This window comes from Tangfeifania sp., from assembly GCF_055108615.1.
Genome location: NZ_JBSQIC010000020.1, coordinates 35,539 through 54,984 on the forward strand (window position 1 = coordinate 35,539; position 19,446 = coordinate 54,984).

19 protein-coding genes and 1 pseudogene are annotated in these 19,446 nt (G+C 43.0%); 3 read left to right on the plus strand and 17 right to left on the minus strand.

All coding sequences use genetic code 11. The features are described from left to right. Positions 1–25 precede the first annotated feature (25 nt). From hisF to ACTCNA_RS06620, 15 genes are all read right to left on the minus strand, one after another. Positions 26–781 (minus strand): imidazole glycerol phosphate synthase subunit HisF, encoded by a 756-nt coding sequence (gene hisF, locus ACTCNA_RS06550; RefSeq protein WP_462947103.1) that lies wholly within the window; start codon positions 779–781, stop codon positions 26–28. Between the two features lie 88 nt (positions 782–869). Continuing rightward, a complete protein-coding gene (hisA, locus tag ACTCNA_RS06555; RefSeq protein ID WP_462947104.1) occupies positions 870–1,634 on the minus strand; it encodes a 1-(5-phosphoribosyl)-5-[(5-phosphoribosylamino)methylideneamino]imidazole-4-carboxamide isomerase in 765 nt (254 codons plus the stop codon). A gap of 55 nt (positions 1,635–1,689) precedes the next feature. Further along, on the minus strand, positions 1,690–2,001 hold the full coding sequence (locus ACTCNA_RS06560) for a nucleotidyltransferase domain-containing protein (protein WP_462947105.1): 312 nt from the start codon (positions 1,999–2,001) through the stop codon (positions 1,690–1,692). Further along, a complete protein-coding gene (locus tag ACTCNA_RS06565; protein ID WP_462947106.1) occupies positions 1,980–2,378 on the minus strand; it encodes a HEPN domain-containing protein in 399 nt (132 codons plus the stop codon). Before ACTCNA_RS06565 ends, ACTCNA_RS06560 begins: the two co-directional genes overlap by 22 nt. 39 nt (positions 2,379–2,417) lie before the next feature. Beyond that, complete coding sequence (locus ACTCNA_RS06570; protein ID WP_462947107.1) at positions 2,418–3,365, minus strand: N-acetylornithine carbamoyltransferase; 948 nt, start codon at positions 3,363–3,365, stop codon at positions 2,418–2,420. 15 nt (positions 3,366–3,380) lie between these two features. Further along, a complete protein-coding gene (locus ACTCNA_RS06575; protein WP_462947108.1) occupies positions 3,381–3,770 on the minus strand; it encodes a type II toxin-antitoxin system VapC family toxin in 390 nt (129 codons plus the stop codon). Further along, positions 3,755–3,970: a DUF2281 domain-containing protein gene (locus ACTCNA_RS06580; RefSeq protein ID WP_462947109.1), complete on the minus strand. Its 216-nt coding sequence runs from the start codon at positions 3,968–3,970 to the stop codon at positions 3,755–3,757. The genes ACTCNA_RS06575 and ACTCNA_RS06580 overlap by 16 nt, the downstream gene beginning before the upstream one ends. A 38-nt stretch (positions 3,971–4,008) precedes the next feature. Continuing rightward, positions 4,009–5,259, minus strand: coding sequence for a glutamate-5-semialdehyde dehydrogenase (locus ACTCNA_RS06585; protein WP_462947110.1), 1,251 nt, complete (start codon positions 5,257–5,259; stop codon positions 4,009–4,011). Between the two features lies 1 nt (position 5,260). Beyond that, entirely contained in the window at positions 5,261–6,358 is a 1,098-nt protein-coding gene (gene proB / locus ACTCNA_RS06590; RefSeq protein ID WP_462947111.1) for a glutamate 5-kinase, read from the minus strand. Positions 6,359–6,363: 5 nt separating this feature from the next. Further along, on the minus strand, positions 6,364–7,167 hold the full coding sequence (proC, locus tag ACTCNA_RS06595; RefSeq protein WP_462947112.1) for a pyrroline-5-carboxylate reductase: 804 nt from the start codon (positions 7,165–7,167) through the stop codon (positions 6,364–6,366). A 1-nt stretch (position 7,168) separates the two neighbouring features. Then, positions 7,169–8,338 carry an aspartate aminotransferase family protein gene (locus ACTCNA_RS06600; RefSeq protein ID WP_462947113.1) on the minus strand — a complete coding sequence of 390 codons (1,170 nt, stop codon included), beginning with the start codon at positions 8,336–8,338 and terminating at the stop codon, positions 7,169–7,171. A 130-nt stretch (positions 8,339–8,468) separates the two neighbouring features. Next, positions 8,469–9,437 (minus strand): N-acetyl-gamma-glutamyl-phosphate reductase, encoded by a 969-nt coding sequence (gene argC / locus ACTCNA_RS06605; RefSeq protein ID WP_462947114.1) that lies wholly within the window; start codon positions 9,435–9,437, stop codon positions 8,469–8,471. A gap of 3 nt (positions 9,438–9,440) precedes the next feature. After that, positions 9,441–10,634 carry an argininosuccinate synthase gene (locus ACTCNA_RS06610; protein WP_462947115.1) on the minus strand — a complete coding sequence of 398 codons (1,194 nt, stop codon included), beginning with the start codon at positions 10,632–10,634 and terminating at the stop codon, positions 9,441–9,443. A gap of 105 nt (positions 10,635–10,739) precedes the next feature. Continuing rightward, the gene (locus ACTCNA_RS06615) at positions 10,740–11,411 is read right to left on the minus strand and encodes a GNAT family N-acetyltransferase (RefSeq protein ID WP_462947116.1); all 672 of its coding nucleotides are present in this window, start codon (positions 11,409–11,411) and stop codon (positions 10,740–10,742) included. Positions 11,412–11,413: 2 nt separating this feature from the next. After that, positions 11,414–11,893, minus strand: coding sequence for an arginine repressor (locus ACTCNA_RS06620; RefSeq protein ID WP_462947117.1), 480 nt, complete (start codon positions 11,891–11,893; stop codon positions 11,414–11,416). A gap of 330 nt (positions 11,894–12,223) precedes the next feature. Between ACTCNA_RS06620 and carA the strand changes: the two genes are divergently transcribed. Both carA and carB read left to right on the plus strand, forming a co-directional pair. Beyond that, entirely contained in the window at positions 12,224–13,300 is a 1,077-nt protein-coding gene (gene carA, locus ACTCNA_RS06625) for a glutamine-hydrolyzing carbamoyl-phosphate synthase small subunit (protein WP_462947118.1), read from the plus strand. Between the two features lie 27 nt (positions 13,301–13,327). Then, a pseudogene (carB, locus tag ACTCNA_RS06630) lies at positions 13,328–16,514 on the plus strand (carbamoyl-phosphate synthase (glutamine-hydrolyzing) large subunit). A gap of 488 nt (positions 16,515–17,002) precedes the next feature. Here carB and serA read toward each other — a convergent pair. Then, positions 17,003–18,235, minus strand: a complete 1,233-nt coding sequence (serA, locus tag ACTCNA_RS06635; protein WP_462947119.1) for a phosphoglycerate dehydrogenase — start codon at positions 18,233–18,235, stop codon at positions 17,003–17,005. A 148-nt stretch (positions 18,236–18,383) separates the two neighbouring features. Between serA and ACTCNA_RS06640 the strand changes: the two genes are divergently transcribed. Next, the gene (locus tag ACTCNA_RS06640; RefSeq protein WP_462947120.1) at positions 18,384–19,028 is read left to right on the plus strand and encodes a transposase; all 645 of its coding nucleotides are present in this window, start codon (positions 18,384–18,386) and stop codon (positions 19,026–19,028) included. Positions 19,029–19,131: 103 nt separating this feature from the next. Here the strand turns inward: ACTCNA_RS06640 and ACTCNA_RS06645 are convergent, their stop codons facing one another. Beyond that, positions 19,132–19,425, minus strand: a complete 294-nt coding sequence (locus ACTCNA_RS06645) for a PG0541 family transporter-associated protein (protein ID WP_462947121.1) — start codon at positions 19,423–19,425, stop codon at positions 19,132–19,134. Between the last annotated feature and the right edge of the window lie 21 nt (positions 19,426–19,446).

Genomic DNA, 19,446 nt, shown 5'->3' on the forward strand with positions numbered 1-19,446 from the left:
TGCCGCGAATTTAACGATTCTAATTTTACCGCACCACAATTCCTTTTTCTCTTAGGTAGTTTTTCAGCTCGGGAATTGGAATTTCGTTGTAATGAAAAATACTGGCCGCCAACCCGGCATCAGCTTTTCCTTTGGTAAAAACATCCAAAAAGTGCTCTTTGGCACCGGCCCCGCCCGAGGCGATGATGGGAATTTTCAATGAATCGGCCAGTTGGGAAAGTTGTTCGCTGGCAAAACCGTTTTTGGTGCCGTCGTGGTTCATGGAAGTAAACAAAATTTCGCCGGCACCGCGATCTTCTGCTTCTTTCGCCCACGAAAACAGTTCTTTATCGGTAGGAATACGTCCACCGTTTACGGTTACCGTCCAGTGGTTATTTTCATCCCCGCGTGCATCAATGGCCACCACCACAAACTGGCTGCCGAAACTTTTGGCCAGATTGTCTATCAGTTGCGGATTTCGAACTGCCGATGAATTGATGGAAATTTTATCCGCGCCTGCACTGAGCAGCTTGTCGGCATCGCTCAACTCGCTAATTCCGCCGCCCACGGTGAACGGAATGTTCAAATGCGCCGCGATGCGTTTCACCAGTTCCACAAAGGTTTTACGGCCTTCGTGCGTAGCAGTAATGTCGAGAAAAACCAGCTCATCGGCACCATCGGCGGCATATTTGGCACCCAGTTCCACCGGGTCGCCCACCTCTTTAATATCCACAAAATTTATCCCCTTAACGGTTTGCCCGTTACGGATATCGAGACACGGTATAATTCGTTTTGCAAGCATAAATAAACATTTACAAAACCCCCTCTAACTCCCCCAAGGGGGAGAATTAATAGAAGCTTTTAATTTGATGCCCTACTTTTTGCCCGGACTACTCTCCCCTTTTGGGGGAGCCGGAAGGGGCTGTTATATATTTTTCAATCTCCTTCAGGTTGATTTTTCCCTCATAAATGGCTTTACCGGTAATGACACCCGGCACTTCCATTTCAGCCAGTTTGCAAATGTCGTCCATGGAAGAAATGCCGCCGCTGGCAATAATTTCAACAGCAGGTAAAGTTTCCATTATTTCTGAATATAATTCAAAAGCAGGCCCGGTGAGCATTCCGTCGCGGCTGATGTCGGTAGAAATAACTTTGGAAATTCCTTTTTTGTAAAATTCAGAAATAAATTCAATTACTGATAATTCAGTACTCTCCTGCCAACCGTTTACGGCAACTTTCCCGTCTTTGGCATCGGCACCGAGAATGATTTTTTCGCTGCCGAATTTTTCGAGCCAGCTTAAAAACAGTTCCGGCTCTTTTACGGCAATACTTCCTCCGGTGACCATTGCAGCTCCCGATTCAAAAACAATTTTCAGATCATCGTCCGATTTCAGCCCACCGCCAAAATCGATAATTAAATTTGTTTTGGAAGCAATCTGCTCCAGCACTTTATAGTTCACGATATGTTTGGCTTTGGCACCATCCAAATCCACGAGGTGCAGCCTGCGAATTCCGGCATCCTCAAACATGCGGGCCACTTCCAGCGGATTTTCGTTGTAAACGGTTTTGCGATTGTAGTCGCCCTGTGAAAGCCGCACACACTTTCCGCCGATGATATCGATGGCGGGGATTATTTCGATTTTGTTGCTCATCATTTTTCAAATTTTCACAGAAGTGAATAAAGTAATTCTTCTTTGTTAAGAATACAATCTATGCGACCTGAAGATTTATGCCATATTTTAAAATTTCATCAACAACCGGATTGTTTAAATTAAAATCTTCATCATTAAAAGGATGGGGTTCAATTCGCAAATCTATTTTGCGTCTCAGCTTCATAAATTCAATATGGGTATCGATTATGTCATCTGCGTGTGTCAACACAATAGCGATATCTATATCACTATCCGGATGTTGGGTACCTTTGGCATAACTGCCGAATAAAATTGCATTTTTTATAGTGTACTTATCCTTTAATAACTCAACATATTTGTTGGCTACGTTTAGGGCTTCAGCTTTATCCATGAGTACAATTCTTTAACCTTTGATATCCAAAATTCTGAAAAATCGGGAGTACACTTTTTATAAAAGGCCTGTTTATAACTATCGTACCTGGCATTTAAATTAAAAGTTGTTATTGTATCAAGCCAATCTAATTGTTCCTCAGAAAAATCCAATCCGGAGAGAGTCGCAAGCTTTGTGAGGTCATGGGAAAAAGGAGCATGTTTCCCTGATTTTTCTACCACCCTTGCCTTTAAAACTTTTTCAAGCACGATATGACCAATAAACAAAGACCAGCTATAATCTTTGGAGTCAAACAGATGATTCATTGTTACAAAATCTTTTTCAGCGCTATCAATCCAGTGCGTAACGACTTTATTTACATCAATGTTTTTCTCCATTTTGTAACTTTTATGACAAAATTACGATTAATTTCTCGCTTATTTCCCTTCCAAAATCATTTTCAAAACAGCTTGTGCTGTTATTTCGCGGTTGGCAGCCTGTTCGATGACTATGGAAGAAGAGCTGTCAAGAACCCCATCGGAAACCACCACATTGCGGCGCACCGGAAGGCAGTGCATAAATTTGGCATTATTGGTCAAAGCCATTTTCTCTTCGTTCACCGTCCAGCCAAAATCTTTCGAAAGAATTTGTCCGTAACTTGTGTAGGATGCCCAGTTTTTGGCATAAATAAAATCGGCATTTTCAAACGCCTTTTTCTGGTCGTATTCCACTTTTATATCTCCCATAAACTCAGGTGCCAGTTCATACCCTTCAGGATGGGTAACCACCAGTTCGTAATCGGTTTCGCGCATCCACTCCACAAACGAATTGGCCACCGCCTGTGGCAAAGCTCTTGGATGCGGTGCCCAGGTAAGCACGACCTTGGGGCGTTCCTTTGTTTTGAACTCCTCGATGGTCACCAAATCGGCATAACTTTGCAGCGGGTGGCGGGTGGCACCTTCCATACTTACAACGGGCACACCGGCATAATCAATAAACTGATTCAGGATTTTCTCGGCGTAATCATCCTCTTTTCTCTGAAATTTGGCAAAAGCACGAACGCCAATCACATCACAGTATTTGCCGATAACCGGAATAGCTTCCTTCAGGTGTTCGGGTTTGTCGCTGTCCATAACAACACCCAGTTCCGATTCGAGCTGCCAGCCGTCTTCGCTAACGTTCAACACCATGACATTCATGCCCAAATTAATGGCCGCCTTTTGAGTACTAAGGCGCGTGCGCAAGCTCGGGTTAAAAAATATCAACACCATGGTTTTGTTTTTACCCAAATGTTGGTAACCAAACCGGTTCTTTTTAATATCGAGGGCAGTTTCAACCGCCTTTTTTAAATCGGGAATATCCTTTACTGAAGTGAAGTGTTTCATGAAAATGTTACGTTATCAATTTAAAGATTTAATTTTTATGTGTTTTTTTATCCGCTCAAAGTCTTTATCCATTGTCACAATCGTCAGATTAAGTTCTTCTGATAGTACCTCCTGAAATGAATCATCAAAATCAAGATTAAACTGAACTGCAAATTCTCTTAATCTGGAATACCCGCTTTTTTCAATGGATGCAACCTTAATGTTGGGAATAACATCATTAATGAAAGAATTATATAAACTATATTTTTGATTTCTGAATAAGATAACACCAATGGAATGCAGGGAGAAATCAGAAAGGACAATTTCACCATAATTTTTAACCAAAAAAGATTTACACTTTTCTTTATTCTCCTGTTCCAGTAGAATTTCAAGGAAAATATTGGTATCAATCAGATATTTTTCCATTGATTTGCTTTGTGTTGCAATTCCACAGAACTTTCTTCTAAATTTTTCAGTCCACCTTCCCATTCGAAAGAAAAACCTTTCTTTTTCTGGGGTTCTGCTTTTTTATACCTGGAGGTCAAGAAATCAAGAAAATCCATCAACTCTTTTTTCGCGTTTTGAGGTAAATTCTGAAACTTGCTTATTAAAATTTCTGCTTCCATAGCGTTGTTTTTTAAACAAATATACAATTTCTGTCTGACTATTTCGGCCTCACCTGCCCGTCGCCTTCAATAATCCATTTGTAGCTGGTGAGTTCTTCCAGCGCCATGGGGCCGCGGGCGTGCAATTTTTGGGTGCTGATCCCGATTTCGGCTCCCAACCCAAACTGCGCACCGTCGGTAAACGCGGTGGAAACGTTGGAGTAAACCGAAGATGCATCAACCAGTTTTCGAAAAGTTTCAATACGCTCCGGGTTTTCAGAAATAATAGCTTCGCTGTGCTTCGAGCTGTTCTTGTTGATTTGTTCAAGCGCCTCGTCGAACGATTCAACCGTTTTAACAGCCATCTTCAGCGAAAGAAATTCGGTACCAAACGACTCTTCATTAGCCGGGAACAACAGATTTGCCGGGTAATTCCCTTTCAATTTTTCGTAAGCTTTTTCATCAGCGTAAATAATTACATCTGACTCAGCCAAACGTTGGCCAAATGCCGGAAGTTCGTCCAACCGACTCTGATGAATAACAAGACAGTCGAGTGCGTTGCAAACTGATGGCCTGCGGGTTTTGGCGTTGAAAATGATTTCGCGGCCTTTTTCGGCATCGCCAAACTCATCGAAATAGGTGTGGCAAATTCCTGCGCCGGTTTCAATCACCGGGATGGTAGCATTTTCGCGCACAAAGTTGATGAGTCCCTGGCTGCCGCGCGGAATGATTAAATCGATATACCCGTGCGCGCGCAACATTTCATTGGTTTCCTCCCGTCCGGCAGGCAAAAGTGCCACTGTATTTTCGTCGAGGTTATTATTATTCAATACTTTTTGAATAATGGAAACAATGGCTGTATTGGAATAAATGGCATCGCTTCCGCCTTTTAAAACGCAGGCATTCCCCGATTTCAGGCAAAGCGAAAATACATCGAATGTGACGTTTGGCCGCGCTTCATAAATAATACCGATTACTCCAAACGGAACGGTCACTTTCTCAATTTTAAGTCCGTTTGGCCGAACGGTTTGTTTCAGCACCTTTCCCACCGGACTTTCCAACCCAGCCACATTGCGGATATCCGAAGCAATCCCTTCGAGCCGTTCTTTGGTGAGTTTCAACCGGTCGTATTTTGGATCTTCCGGGTTCATCCGATCCAAATCTTTTTGATTTTCAACCAGAATAATATTCGTATTTTTTTCTGCCTCATCAGCCAGTTCAAGCAAAACCTTGTTAATCGTTTCATTTTCCACCAGGTTCAGTTTTCGTGAAGCAGCCAAAACCTGATGCAGTTGTTTTTCAATCTTCATGCTAATGGTTTGTTGTTTCTATGTACAAATAATCGTAGTGTACCAGCGCCTTCTGCTTTTCCGATTGTTTTTCAGTTTCAACCTTGTCGAAGCCGTACTGCGCTTTCCCCAATCCAATTGTATCTCCTGATTCTTCCACAATTCGAATCAGGTCGCCTTTTTTGAACTCGTTTTCAATAGTAACAATTCCAACCGGCAAAAGGCTCACAGCTTTTTCCGATTTCAAAGCAGCAGCTGCGCCCTTGTTCACCACCACACTTCCTTTGGTAAACCCGTCGGAATAGGCAATCCATTTTTTTATGCCACTTGAACTTTTGTCACTGGGTTCAAAAAAAGTATGTGCTGAAATTTCGTCACCGCTTAAAATTTCAGTCAAAATATTTTCTTTTAACCCATTGGCGAGATAAACACCAATACCTGCTTTGGCCAGTTTTTTGGCAATCCGAAACTTGGTGCGCATTCCGCCTCTTCCAAACTCCGAGTGGTTTTCCGAAATCGCATTTTCCGGTTCATCATCGTTTATGCCCACTTTCTGAATCAGTTCGGCATTTTCATTTTCAGGGTGCGCTGTATAAACACCGTCCACATTGCTCAGTATAATTAATGCCTCCGAATTTACCATTGAAGCAATCAGGCCCGAAAGCTCATCATTGTCAGTAAACATCAGTTCGGTTACCGAAATAGTATCGTTTTCGTTTACTATGGGAATGACCTTGTTTTCGAGCAAAGTGGTCATGCAGTTTTTCATGTTCAGGTAATGGCCGCGGCTCGAAAAATTCTCTTTTGTAGTTAAAACCTGTGCGCAGGTTAACCCGTGTTCACCGAAAAAATCGGAATACCTCCCAATAAGTTTGACTTGCCCGAGTGCGGCCCAAAGTTGTCGTTTCGAAACGGCATCGGTTTTGCGCGAGGGTTCGAGCACAGCACGTCCGGCGGCTACTGCACCAGATGAAACCAGAATTACCTCCACCCCGTTTTTATGGAGAAAAGCAATCTGGTCAACCAAATGGGCAATGCGCGAAACGTTTAATGTACCATTTGGTTTTGTGAGCACATTACTGCCAATTTTTACGGTTATTTTGCTGTACCTGAATTCCATTTAATTTACTTTAAATTTTTTTCAATTTTATTATAGGATGCCAGAATGCCCTGTATCAGCGAAGAACTGAATCCTTTATGCTCCATTTCATTCAGCCCGGTAATTGTGACTCCGCGTGGTGTAGTAACTTTATCGATTTCGCGCTCGGGGTGGTGGCCGGTTTGCAGCACCAGCTCTGTAGCACCTTTAACTGTTTGTGCAGTAATAAATTGTGCCAGTTCCGCACTGAAGCCTATTTCAATGCCGCCCTGCATTGCTGCCCTGATGTAGCGCAGGGCAAATGCAATGCCGCAGGAAGAAAGCGCTGTTGCAGCAGCCATCAGTTCTTCCTGAATTTCAACAGTTTCGCCCAGCTGGTTGAATAAGTTCATAACGTATTCTTTATGTGCGTGGGTATTTCCGTTTGCTGAAACACAAGTAAGCGATTCCTGTAAAGCAATAGCTGTGTTTGGCATCACCCTGAAAATCGGGATTTCTTTTCCTGCCATCGCCTCCAACTCATCAATTCCTACCCCGGCAACAATTGAAATCAGGATTTTTTCTTCATTCAGCTCCGACTTTATTTCTGACAAAACACCCTCGATATGATAGGGTTTTACCGCGGTGATAACCACATCAGCATTTCGGGTGGCTTCACCATTATTTTGTGCAATAGTTACACCGCGGGCTTTCATCTCTTCCAGAATGTGCTCCCTTCGGTCGGAAACAAAAATATTTGTGGCTTTTACAAAACCTGATTTCAGCAGCCCAACTATAATGGCTCCTCCCATATTTCCGGCACCGATTATGGCAATTTTCTTATTTTCCATTTTACTTTTTGTTTGTTGTTTCTTCATAATTCCCGATGTTTTTGTAATCTGAAAAAGCTTCGGCAAAAGCCTTGATGAATTCATCGGACTGTTCTGCATTAATCTTCAGCGGAGGCAATAACCGAATCATGTTTGTACCGGAAACACCCGTAAAAATCTTGTGCTTAAACAGAAGACTTTTCCTCAGCTCCTGCACAGGAAAAGGAAATTCCAGGCCAATCATCAAACCCTTACCGCGAATTTTAACATCTAAATTTAATGCGTTTAATTCATTTATGAAATATTTTCCAACGGTTTCCGCATTTTGAACCAGTTTTTCATTATTAATTATATCGAGCACTGCTATACCCGCGGCACAGGCCAGGTGGTTACCGCCAAAAGTAGTGCCCAGCATTCCCGGCCACGGCTTTATTCCGGGTTGAATGAGTACCCCGCCAACGGGAAAACCATTTCCCATTCCTTTTGCAACCGTGATGATATCGGGTTTGACTTCAGCATACTGATGCGCAAAAAAACGTCCGCTGCGCCCGTAACCCGACTGAATTTCATCGATAATAAAAAGTGTCCCGTATTTTCGGGTTAGGTCGGCCAGGCCTTCCATAAAGCGGTTATCCGGAATATTCACCCCACCAATTCCCTGTATACCTTCGATTATAACTCCTGCAACCTCACCGGTTTTCAGAACTTCTTCGGTGGCTTCCAAATCGTTCAACGGCAGAATAACTGCATTTTCTGTTTCATTTACAGGAGCAGTAATTTTGGGGTTGTCGGTTAAAGCCACGGCAGCTGAGGTACGCCCGTGAAATGCTTTTTGATAGCTAATGAATTTTTTCCGGCCGGTAACAAACGATGCCAGTTTAATGGCATTCTCGTTAGCTTCTGCGCCCGAGTTGCACAAGAAAAGCTGGTAATCGTCGTAACCGGAAATTTCGCCCAGTTTATCGGCCAGTTCCTGCTGTAGCGGGTTTTGAATGGAGTTGCTGTAAAAACCTATTTTCCTAATCTGCTCAGAAATGAACGAAACATAGTGCGGGTGGCTGTGCCCGATTGAAATAACGGCGTGGCCTCCGTACAGATCGAGGTAGCGGTTGCCCACCGAATCCCAAACATAGCAGCCGCGGGCTTTTACCGGGGTAATGTTAAAAAGCGGATATACGTCAAAAAGTTTCATGTTTTAAGAAGTTGGAAGTTGGAAGATGGAAGCACGAAGTTCATGCAAACATTCTATCCATTCTTCATTTATTTTCAATTTTATATCATCTCCACAAATTATAAATCTGTGAATCTGTGGCTATTTATTCTTAAAATGCAACCGGCTTTAAATTCAATCCGGCTTTTTCATCCAAACCAAACATCAAATTCATATTTTGCACCGCCTGTCCCGAAGCGCCTTTTATGAGGTTGTCGGTCAGACTGATAACCACCAGCTTATCTTTATGTTTTTCAAGATACAGGATGGCTTTATTGGTGTTCACTACCTGTTTGAGTGAGGGATTTTTTTCTGACAAAACCACAAAATGGTGACCTTTGTAAAATGCCTGGTACAATTCATTTGCTTCTTTCAGCGTACCTTCAAATTTGGTGTAGGCCGAAACAAAAATGCCTCGTGTATGGTTTCCGCGGACAGGAACAAAATTGAAACCGTTGGAAAATCCGGGCTGCAACTGGCCGAGGCTTTGCAAAATTTCACCCTGGTGTTGATGTTCGAAAATTTTATAGGCCGAAAGGTTGCTGTTTCGCCAACTGAAATGCGAAGTTTCAGTAGGTTTTTGGCCAGCGCCGGTAGAACCGGTTATGGCCTGGACATGCACTTCGTCAACCAATAAATTTCCGGCAGCCAGGGGCAGCAAAGCCAGTTGAATTCCGGTAGCAAAACAACCGGGATTGGCAATTTTTGAAGCCTTCTTAATTGCTTCGCGGTTTAGCTCAGGCAATCCGTAAATAAATGCATTACCTTCCCGTTTCAGCCGGAAATCGTGGCTCAAATCCACTACTTTCAACCTGCCTGGTAATTCATTCTTTTCAATGAACTCTTTCGATTTCCCATGCCCCATGCAAAGAAAAATCACATCCACATCGTTTAACGGAAGAGTATCGGTGAACTTCAAATCTGTATCTCCCAGTAAATCTACATGGACATCGGAAACCAGGTTTCCGGCATTGCTCGAGCTATGCACAAAAATAATTTCAGCCTGCGGATGATAAAACAAAATCCGCAGCAACTCTCCTGCTGTATAACCTGCACCTCCTATGATTCCAACTTTAACCATTTATCAGATTTTGTTGTTGACCTTGCGGTAAATTTTCAGCGAGTTGGCCAAAATATTTGTAAAACCTTTTACATCTTCGGCCGACCATTCTTTCACGGTTTCACCATAATCACCAAAACCGGATTTCATCAAGTCGTGTTCAGATTCAATTCCCTGCAATTCAAAACGGTAAGGCAACAATTTCACGAACACTTTCCCGGTCACATTTTCCTGGGTAGCCTCAAGGAACGTTTCAATATTCCGCATTACTGGTTCCTGGTACATGGCCTCGTGCAGAAACATGCCGTACCAGTTGGCCAGTTGTTCTTTCCAGTAAGCCTGCCACTTGGTGAGGGTATGTTTTTCGAGCAGGTGGTGCGCTTTAATAATGATAAGCGGTGCCGCGGCTTCAAATCCTACCCGGCCTTTAATGCCAATAATGGTGTCGCCCACATGGATATCGCGGCCTATGGCGTATTCCGAAGCGATCTCTTCCAGAGCCTGAATGGTGGCTGGACCGCTGTCAAACAACTTGCCGTCGATGGTTTTCAGTTCGCCCTTTTCAAAACCCAGCTCAATATTTTTTTCTGCTTCAGTTTTCAGTTGACTTGGAAAAGCCTCGTTGGGCAACCCTTTATCGGAAGTAAGCGTTTCCTTGCCACCCACGCTGGTTCCCCAGATTCCCTGGTTGATGGAATACTGCATTTTTTCAAAATCATCTTCCACCCCATGTTTTTTCAGAAAGTCGATTTCCTCCTGGCGGCTGAGCATCAGGTCGCGAATGGGTGTAATAATTTCAATTTCGGGTGCCAGCACCTGAAAAGTGAGGTCGAACCGCACCTGGTCGTTGCCCGCACCAGTGCTGCCGTGGGCAATGTACCCGGCACCAATTTTTTTGGCGTATTCAATGGTGGCAATGGCCTGAAAAACCCGCTCAGAACTTACCGAAATGGGATAGGTGTTGTTTCGTAAAACATTGCCATAAACCATGTAGCGAATGCATTTTTTGTAGTACTCGCCGGTAACATCAAGCGTTACGTGTTCTTTGGCTCCGAGCCGGTACGCTTTTTCTTCAATAATTTTTAACTCGTCATCAGAAAAACCACCTGTGTTTGCAATGGCGGTATAAACTTCAAATCCTTTTTCTTCTTTTAAATACTTGACACAAAACGAAGTGTCAAGACCACCACTAAATGCCAAAACTAATTTCCTGCCCATAACATATTTTTTAAAAAAGAGTGACAGAAGTGCCAATTCCATCTTTAAAACTATCCATTTACGGAGTGATTATTAATTACTGTTTAATTATCAATTGACAATCCGTCACTCTTTAGTTTTTCCTTCTTTTACTGATTCTGATTTTTGCTTCTTAAAACCGTTTTTGGGTTTTAATTTTTGAACAATATCTAAAAGACTACGCTTACGAATGCTACCATTCTTTTTGCCAGTTTTTTCCCAGGCCGGATCATATAACATACCGGTACATAAACACTTGGTCCGGTCCATCCGCTCCAGGATATCGTAATTCACACACCCTTTGCAGCCATTCCAAAACTGGTCGTCGGTTGTTAATTCTGAAAATGTAACGGGCCGGTAACCCAGCTCATGGTTAATTTTCATCACGGCCAGTCCGGTTGTAAGGCCAAAAATTTTAGCCTCAGGATATTTTTTTCTTGAAAGCTGAAATGCCTTCCGTTTAATTTCTTTGGCAAGTCCGTAACCGCGGTACTCAGGCACCACTATTAAACCTGAATTGGCCACAAAACCTTTGTTTCCCCAGGATTCGATGTAACAAAACCCTGCAAATTTATCATCGTGCAATGCAATTACAGCCTTTCCATCAGTTATTTTCGATGCAAGGTATTCAAATGTTCTGCGTGCGATACCGGTTCCTCTTTGTTTCGATGCCTCATCGATGGCATCGTTAATTTCATCTACATATTTAACATGTTCCTCTCCGGCTACCAACACTTTTATGTTTTTTATCTCTTTCATCCCTACAATTTGTTTTTCAGTTTTGGCATAATCGATACCAGTGCATTAATCAAATCGTTTTTTGTAGTTCCCTCGCGCTGAATAATTAAAATTGTATCGTCGCCTGCAACGGTAGCTAAAATCTCCCATTTCCTCGCGCTGTCGATTACAACTGCCAAGCTGCTTGCGTATCCGGGCAGGGTTTTCATAACAGCCAGGTTGCCGGAAAACTGCAAACTCATAAAGCCGTCGGCAAGGTAATTTTCCCGAATCTGTCTTTTTCTGCTTTCGTTCTGACCATTTTCCGGGATTTCGTAAACATATCCCCTTACCGGATGTGGCACTTTTGCCACCTGCAAAAATTTCAGGTCGCGCGACAAAGTAGCCTGGGTTAAATCATATCCTCTGTGTTTTAAAGCGGCAAGCAACTCCTCCTGGCCATGTACTTTCCCCTTCGAAATTATTTTTCTGATTTCAAGCTGCCGCTGAACCCGGTTTTTCATTTCCAATAGTTGTTCCTTTTTAATTTAACCTGATCTAATTCAATGCATCGGTTAAACTTTCAACACAAAAAAATAATGTCATCTGTTTATTTAACTGTAACCATTTATTTTGCATTGAATAATTATACATTTTAGTTGCAAAATTATGCATTATTTTCAAAAAACAAACGAAAAATCAAGAAATATTATTAATTTTGTCGCGGTTATGAATGTGAATCCATCATATTAAACCTTTATGGGAAAGTTAAAAAGTATAATTTACAGGTAATACATTAAAATGCGTTTGAACCGTTTCGGGGCAAGCGCATTTTTTTAAACAGAGCGGTTAAAATGTTAAAAGTAAAACAAGCAAAACTCATTCTTGAAAACGGAACTGTCTTCACCGGGAAATCATTTGGAAGTAAAAAATCGATTGCCGGCGAAGTGGTTTTCTACACAGCCATGACGGGTTATCCCGAAAGTTTGACAGACCCGTCGTACACGGGCCAGATTCTGGTTTCAACCTATCCGATGATTGGCAATTACGGAGTGCCTCATGGCCACAAGGAAAATGGTATTCATAAATATTACGAGTCGAACAAGTTACACATCAGCGGGCTAGTAATTTCCGATTACTCTTTTGAATTCAGCCACTGGAATGCCGAAAAAAGCCTTTCCGACTGGCTGAAGGAATACAATGTTCCCGGCCTGTTCGATATCGACACCAGGGCATTGACAAAAATTTTACGCGACAAAGGTTCAATGCTTGGTAAAATTGAGTTTGAGGGGGAAGAAACTGATTTTTACGATCCCAACAAGGAAAACCTGGTGGCACGGGCAAGCTGCACTGAACGGGAGGTTTACGGTAACGGAGAAAAAAGAGTGGTTTTGATTGACTGCGGTGTAAAAAACAACATTATCCGCTGCCTGCTGAAAAGAGGAACAACCGTGATTCGCGTTCCGTGGAACTATGATTTCTCGAACGAAGATTACGATGGTGTATTTATTTCCAACGGACCGGGCGACCCGGCCATGTGCGAAGAAACAGTGCAAAATGTGCAAAAAGCCATTGGGAGCGAAAAACCGGTAATGGGCATTTGCCTGGGCAACCAGTTACTGGCACGAGCCGCCGGAGCCGATACCTACAAACTGAAATTCGGACACCGCAGCCACAACCAGCCGGTAATTCTCCAGGGAACCGACAGGTGTTTTATCACTTCGCAAAACCACGGGTTTGCAGTTGCCACCGAAACACTACCCAACGACTGGCAACCTTTATTTACCAATGCCAACGACAATACCAACGAAGGGATAAAACACAAAACGAAACCGTTTTTCTCGACACAATTTCACCCTGAAGCCTCAAGCGGGCCAACCGACACAGAGTTTTTATTTGATGATTTTATTGACAGCATCAAAAAAGATTAATCAATATTCGAAATTCAGACAACTATCATGATAAATAAAAAGATAAAAAAAGCAATTATCCTCGGGTCAGGAGCACTTAAAATCGGCGAAGCCGGGGAATTTGACTACTCGGGATCGCAGGCATTAAAAGCGCTGAAAGAAGAAGGAGTTGAAACCGTTCTAATCAATCCAAACATTGCCACCATTCAAACCTCGAAAGAGATTGCCGACAAAATTTATTTCCTTCCGGTTACTCCCTTTTTTGTGGAAGAAATTATTAAGAAAGAAAAGCCCCAGGGGATTTTACTCGCGTTTGGTGGACAAACTGCCCTCAACTGCGGGGTAAAATTATTCGAAGCCGGAGTGCTGAAAAAATACAATGTCGAAGTGGTGGGGACACCGGTACAATCGATTATTGACACCGAAGACCGCGATATTTTCCGACAAATGCTCGGCGAAATCAACGTAAAAACCCCGCAAAGCATTGCCGCTTCCAATATGGAAGAAGCCCATGCTGCCGCACAAAAAGTAGGGTTCCCTATTATTGTAAGGGCAGCATATACTCTCGGAGGCTTGGGCAGTGGTTTTTGCGAAAACGAAAAGGAGCTGGAAAACCTGGCCTCAAAAGCTTTTTCATATTCACCCCAAATTCTTATTGAAGAATCGATTAAAGGTTGGAAAGAGGTCGAATATGAGGTTGTGCGCGACCAGTTCGACAACTGCATTACGGTTTGCAACATGGAAAATTTCGACCCGCTGGGTATTCACACGGGCGAGAGTATTGTAGTGGCTCCGTCGCAAACACTCAACAATTCAGAATACCACAAGCTGCGGGAAATTTCAATCAAAATCATTCGTCGTGTAGGCGTTATTGGCGAATGTAACGTGCAATTCGCGCTCGACCCGCACTCCGAAGATTACCGTGTAATTGAAGTCAATGCACGCCTCTCCCGCTCTTCGGCACTGGCATCGAAAGCAACCGGTTATCCGCTGGCATTTGTTGCTGCCAAACTGGGACTTGGTTACGGATTGCACCAGCTCAGAAATTCGGTAACCAAAGTGACCACCGCCGCTTTTGAGCCGGCACTGGATTACTGCGTGGTTAAAATTCCACGCTGGGATCTCAACAAATTCATCGGCGTTTCCAAAAACATTGGGAGTTCCATGAAAAGTGTGGGCGAAATTATGGCCATCGGCCGTACATTTGAAGAAGCCATTCAAAAAGGCATTCGCATGGTGGGCCTCGGAATGCATGGGTTTGTAGCCAACAAAGAAGAAATTAATATTGAAGAAATTGAATCGGAACTTGCCTACCCGACCGACCGCCGGATTTTTGCCATTGCAGAAGCTTTCAACAAAGGTTATTCAATAGATGAACTTTGCGAAAAAACCAAAATCGACCGCTGGTTTTTATACCGCCTCAAAAACATTTTCAAGATAAAGAATGAACTTGAAAAAATTAACCGACTCGGGGTATTCCGACTTCCAGCTTGCCCGTCTGGTATTTGAAAGCCCCAATGAAAAAATCCAGGAAGATTTGCTGAAAGTGAGGGCATACCGCAAAACGAAAGGCATTGTACCGGTGGTGAAACAAATTGACACACTTGCCGGTGAATATCCTGCACTGACCAATTACCTTTATCTCACATACAACGGAGAGGAAAATGACATCGAATTTTTCAACGACAATAAATCGGTGATTGTGCTGGGATCGGGAGCATACAGAATTGGCAGTTCGGTAGAATTCGACTGGTGCAGCGTAAATGCAATCAATTCCATAAAAAAAGAAAACTACCGCTCGGTGATGATCAATTACAACCCCGAAACGGTAAGTACCGACTACGACACCTGCGACCGGCTCTATTTCGACGAGCTCACTTTTGAACGGGTGATGGACATTATCGACCTGGAGAATCCTTACGGGGTAATTATTTCGATGGGCGGCCAAATACCTAACAACCTGGCCATGAAATTGCACAGCCAGGAGGTTCCGGTACTGGGAACTTCACCAATAAAAATCGACAATGCCGAGGATCGTGAAAAATTCTCTTCACTGCTCGATAAATTAAAAATCGACCAACCCCGCTGGGCAAAGCTTTCCACCTTCGATGAAATTTACAAGTTTACCGATGAAGTTGGCTACCCTGTGCTCATTCGCCCCTCTTATGTTCTTTCCGGTGCGGCCATGAATGTGGTTTCGAACCCTGAACAACTGGAGCATTTGCTCCAGATGGCTGCCAATGTTTCGAAAGAACACCCGGTGGTGGTAAGCGAATTTATTGAGGAGGCCAAAGAAATTGAAATCGATGCCGTGGCCCGCGAAGGAGAAATTATTGCTTATGCCATTTCGGAACACGTGGAGTTTGCCGGTGTTCACTCGGGCGATGCAACCATCGTTTTCCCGCCACAGAAACTGTACATTGAAACCATCAGGCGGGTGAAAAAAATTGCACGACAAATCGCCCAGGGACTGGAAATAACGGGGCCGTTCAATATGCAGTTTCTTGCAAAAGACAACGATATAAAAGTTATTGAGTGCAACCTGAGGGCATCGCGCAGTTTCCCGTTCGTGTCGAAAGTAATGAAATTGAACCTCATTGAAATAGCTACAAAAGTAATGTTGGGCGTACCAGTTGCAAAGCCGGACAAATCGCTTTTTGAACTTGATTATGTAGGCGTAAAAGCACCGCAGTTTTCATTTTCGCGATTGCTGAATGCCGACCCGGTGTTGGGCGTGGATATGGCTTCAACAGGCGAAGTGGCCTGCATTGGAGAAACCTACTACGAAGCCATTCTTAAGTCGATGCTTTCGGTAGGTTACAACATTCCGATAAAAAATATACTCATCTCATCAGGTCCGTCACGTTCAAAAGTGGAACTACTGAAAAGTGCGCAGATGTTGACGCAGAGAGGATACAACCTTTTTGCTACTGAGGGAACCCACAAGTTTTTCATGGACAACGGCATCAACAACACACTGCTCAACTGGCCCGACGAAGAAGACCGGTATCCGAATACCATTGAATACATTAAGAAGAAAAAAATCGATTTGGTAATAAATATTCCGAAAAACTATACCAAACGCGAGTTGAAAAACGGATACCAGATTCGAAGAAATGCAATTGATTTCAACATTCCGTTAATTACAAACGCCCGGGTTGCCAGTGCATTTATATACGGAATCTGTAAATATGAACTGAAGGATATTTCGATAAAAAGCTGGGATGAGTATTAAACTCAGGATTATAATCAATTGAGTAACACCTTCAACTGTACGGGTTTTTCATTGGGCAAAAAGTGATGTCCGTTTTCATCGTAAGACAGGAAGGTAATTTTTACTTTCCAATGGTTTCAAAGAACAATAACAAAAATAATCGTATTTTATTTAGAATTAATGATTTTTCGGGAACTACATGCGTAATTAAAAATAATAAAACACTATATATCAATTATTTATGTTATATAGAATCAATATAAATAAATATTTGTGCTGATTATCAGTGTTTTAGTTATGGAGTTAAAATTAGCTATTCGTGCATTTTTCTCAACTTGGGTTAAGCATTAGTATATTTGAAAAGGTGCCTGTAAATCAATTATTTGAAAATGAAAGTTACAAAAATAACCTGTACTCCGATTACAATCAACTGAAAATGTTTGACTTATAACCGGGCAGTAGTGATCTTATTTAGTTAATTGGATAAATTCCGGTTTTTTACCTGCGGTTCAATACAGCATCCTCGCCTTAATCGTGTGTGGAATTTTTTTGAGTTCCCGAAGTATGGTTTTGCTCATGTCGCTTTCGGTGTCCACAATCACGTAACCGATGTCGGCATCGGTTTGCAAATACTGCGAGGCAATGTTGATGCCTTTGGTGGTAAACACATCGTTGATGTCTTTCAGCAAGCCCGGCACATTTTTATGAATGTGCAGGAACCGTTGTTTTTCGCGGTTGGAAAGCAGTGATATTTGCGGGAAGTTTACCGCGCCGATGGTGGAACCGTTATCGCTGTAACGAATGAGTTTCTCGGCCACTTCCTTCCCGATGTTTTCCTGCGCTTCCGTGGTGCTTCCTCCAATGTGCGGCGTAAGAATGACGTTGTCGAATTGCTGCAGTTCGGAATGAAATTTTTCGTTGTTCGAGGCCGGTTCTTCCGGGAAAACATCGGCGGCTGCACCGGCCAGGTGTCCGCTGCGGAGCGCTTCGGCCAGCGCCGGGTAATCCACTACTGTACCGCGCGAAGCATTAATCAGAAGCGCACCTTTCTTCATTTTTGAAAGCTGATCTTTGGAAATCATTTTGCGCGTGCTTTCCGTATCCGGAACGTGCAGCGTAACCACGTCCGAAATTTTCAGCAAATCGTCGAGCGAATTGCAGGGATGTGCTTTTCCCAGGCAAAGTTTCTTCTCGATATCGTAAAAATAAACATTCATCCCCAGCGATTCGGCCAGGATGGAAACCTGCGAACCAATGTGTCCGTAGCCAATAATCCCGATGTTTTTATCCCGGACCTCAAAAGAATTTTTGGCCGATTTCAGCCATTCGCCCCGGTGCGCTGCTGCGTTTTTTGAAGGTACTCCGCGTATCAGCAAAATGGTTTCGGCAAGTACCAGTTCGGCCACCGAGCGGGTGTTGGAAAAAGGAGCGTTAAAAACTGGAACTCCCTTTTGTTTGGCAGCTTTCAGATCCACCTGGTTGGTACCGATGCTGAAACAACCCACGGTAAAAAGTTTCCTTGCTTTTTTCAGCACCTTTTCCGTGAGCTGCGTTCGCGAGCGGATGCCAATCATGTGCACATCTTTTATTTTTTCTTCCAGTTCTGCTTCATCAAGCGCCGTTTTCAGGTATTCCACATTGTTGTAACCCGCTGCATTCAGGCTTTCAACCGATGAAAGGTGGATGCCTTCGAGCAATAAAATTTTAATGAATTTTTTGTCAAGCGAAAATTTTTTAGCCATAGTTTCCGGTTTTTTTTCAAAAATACAATTGATGTTGGATAAATAACTGCCTTCCTCGGATTTTTTATGGCAGGTTTTGTTAAATTAGCAAATCGTCGGCGTCGCTCTGAGCGACACCGACGATGACTCGTTCAAAACAATTATTACCATGCAATTTGAAAAGGAACACATTTACCATATTTACAACCAGGGCAACAACCGCCAGAAAATTTTCTTCGACCGCGAAAATTACCTGTACTTTTTAAGAAAAGTAAAGACTTACATTTTGCCCTATACCGATATAATTGCGTGGTGTTTGATGCCCAATCATTTTCATTTAATGGTGTTGGTAAATTATGAAGAATTACCTATTGACAACGAGGGGCATTCCCAAACCGACGGCGTCGCTTCGAGCGACACCGTCGGTGAGGAAATGCGAAAAATGCGAACTTTTAATGATTCGATAGGTATAATGCTACGTTCCTATACAAATGCAATCAACAAAATGCATAACAGGAGCGGAAAACTTTTCAGAGAAGGCACCAAAGCTGAATGCATTACCTGCTCCGATGGGATTACTCCTTCATTTTACAACACAAGCTCAGGCACGCAAATCAATATTACCGATTCTGAAAAGCAATACCCGGAATTGTGTTTTCATTACATTCATCAGAATCCGGTAAAAGCGGGTTTGGTGCAGAAAACAACTGACTGGGAGTTTTCTTCAGCACGTGATTATGCCGGTTTTAGAAACGGGAAGTTGGTGAATAAAGAAGTGGCCCGGAAATATATCATCAATATAAATTTTGCCTAAAAAAAGCGAGGGCTTCGCTTGTTGCGAAACCCTCGCTCGTTGTTGGCTGACCGACGGCGTCGCTTCGAGCGACACCGTCGGTTTTTCGGTTTTTACAAAAGTGTTATACCGTTTTTTCAATATTCCATACAAATGCACGAACCCCGACTTCCTTATTAATTTCGTCGAGCTTTTTTACTGCTTCCAGTAAAGTGTCCACTTTTTCATCGGGAATCATTGTAAGAGCGGCCGAATTCATTTCGGGCCAGGTGTGGGTGCCCATACGCGGTTCGCCGGTATTGGTCCCCTTTCCCTTTACTTCACTAAACCAGGTGTATCCTCTTATGCCCAGGTGATCGAACATATAATCCACACGGTCGGTATTGGTTTGGTTGAATACTATCATTACTGCTTTCATTTATTTATATTTTTAATTTAA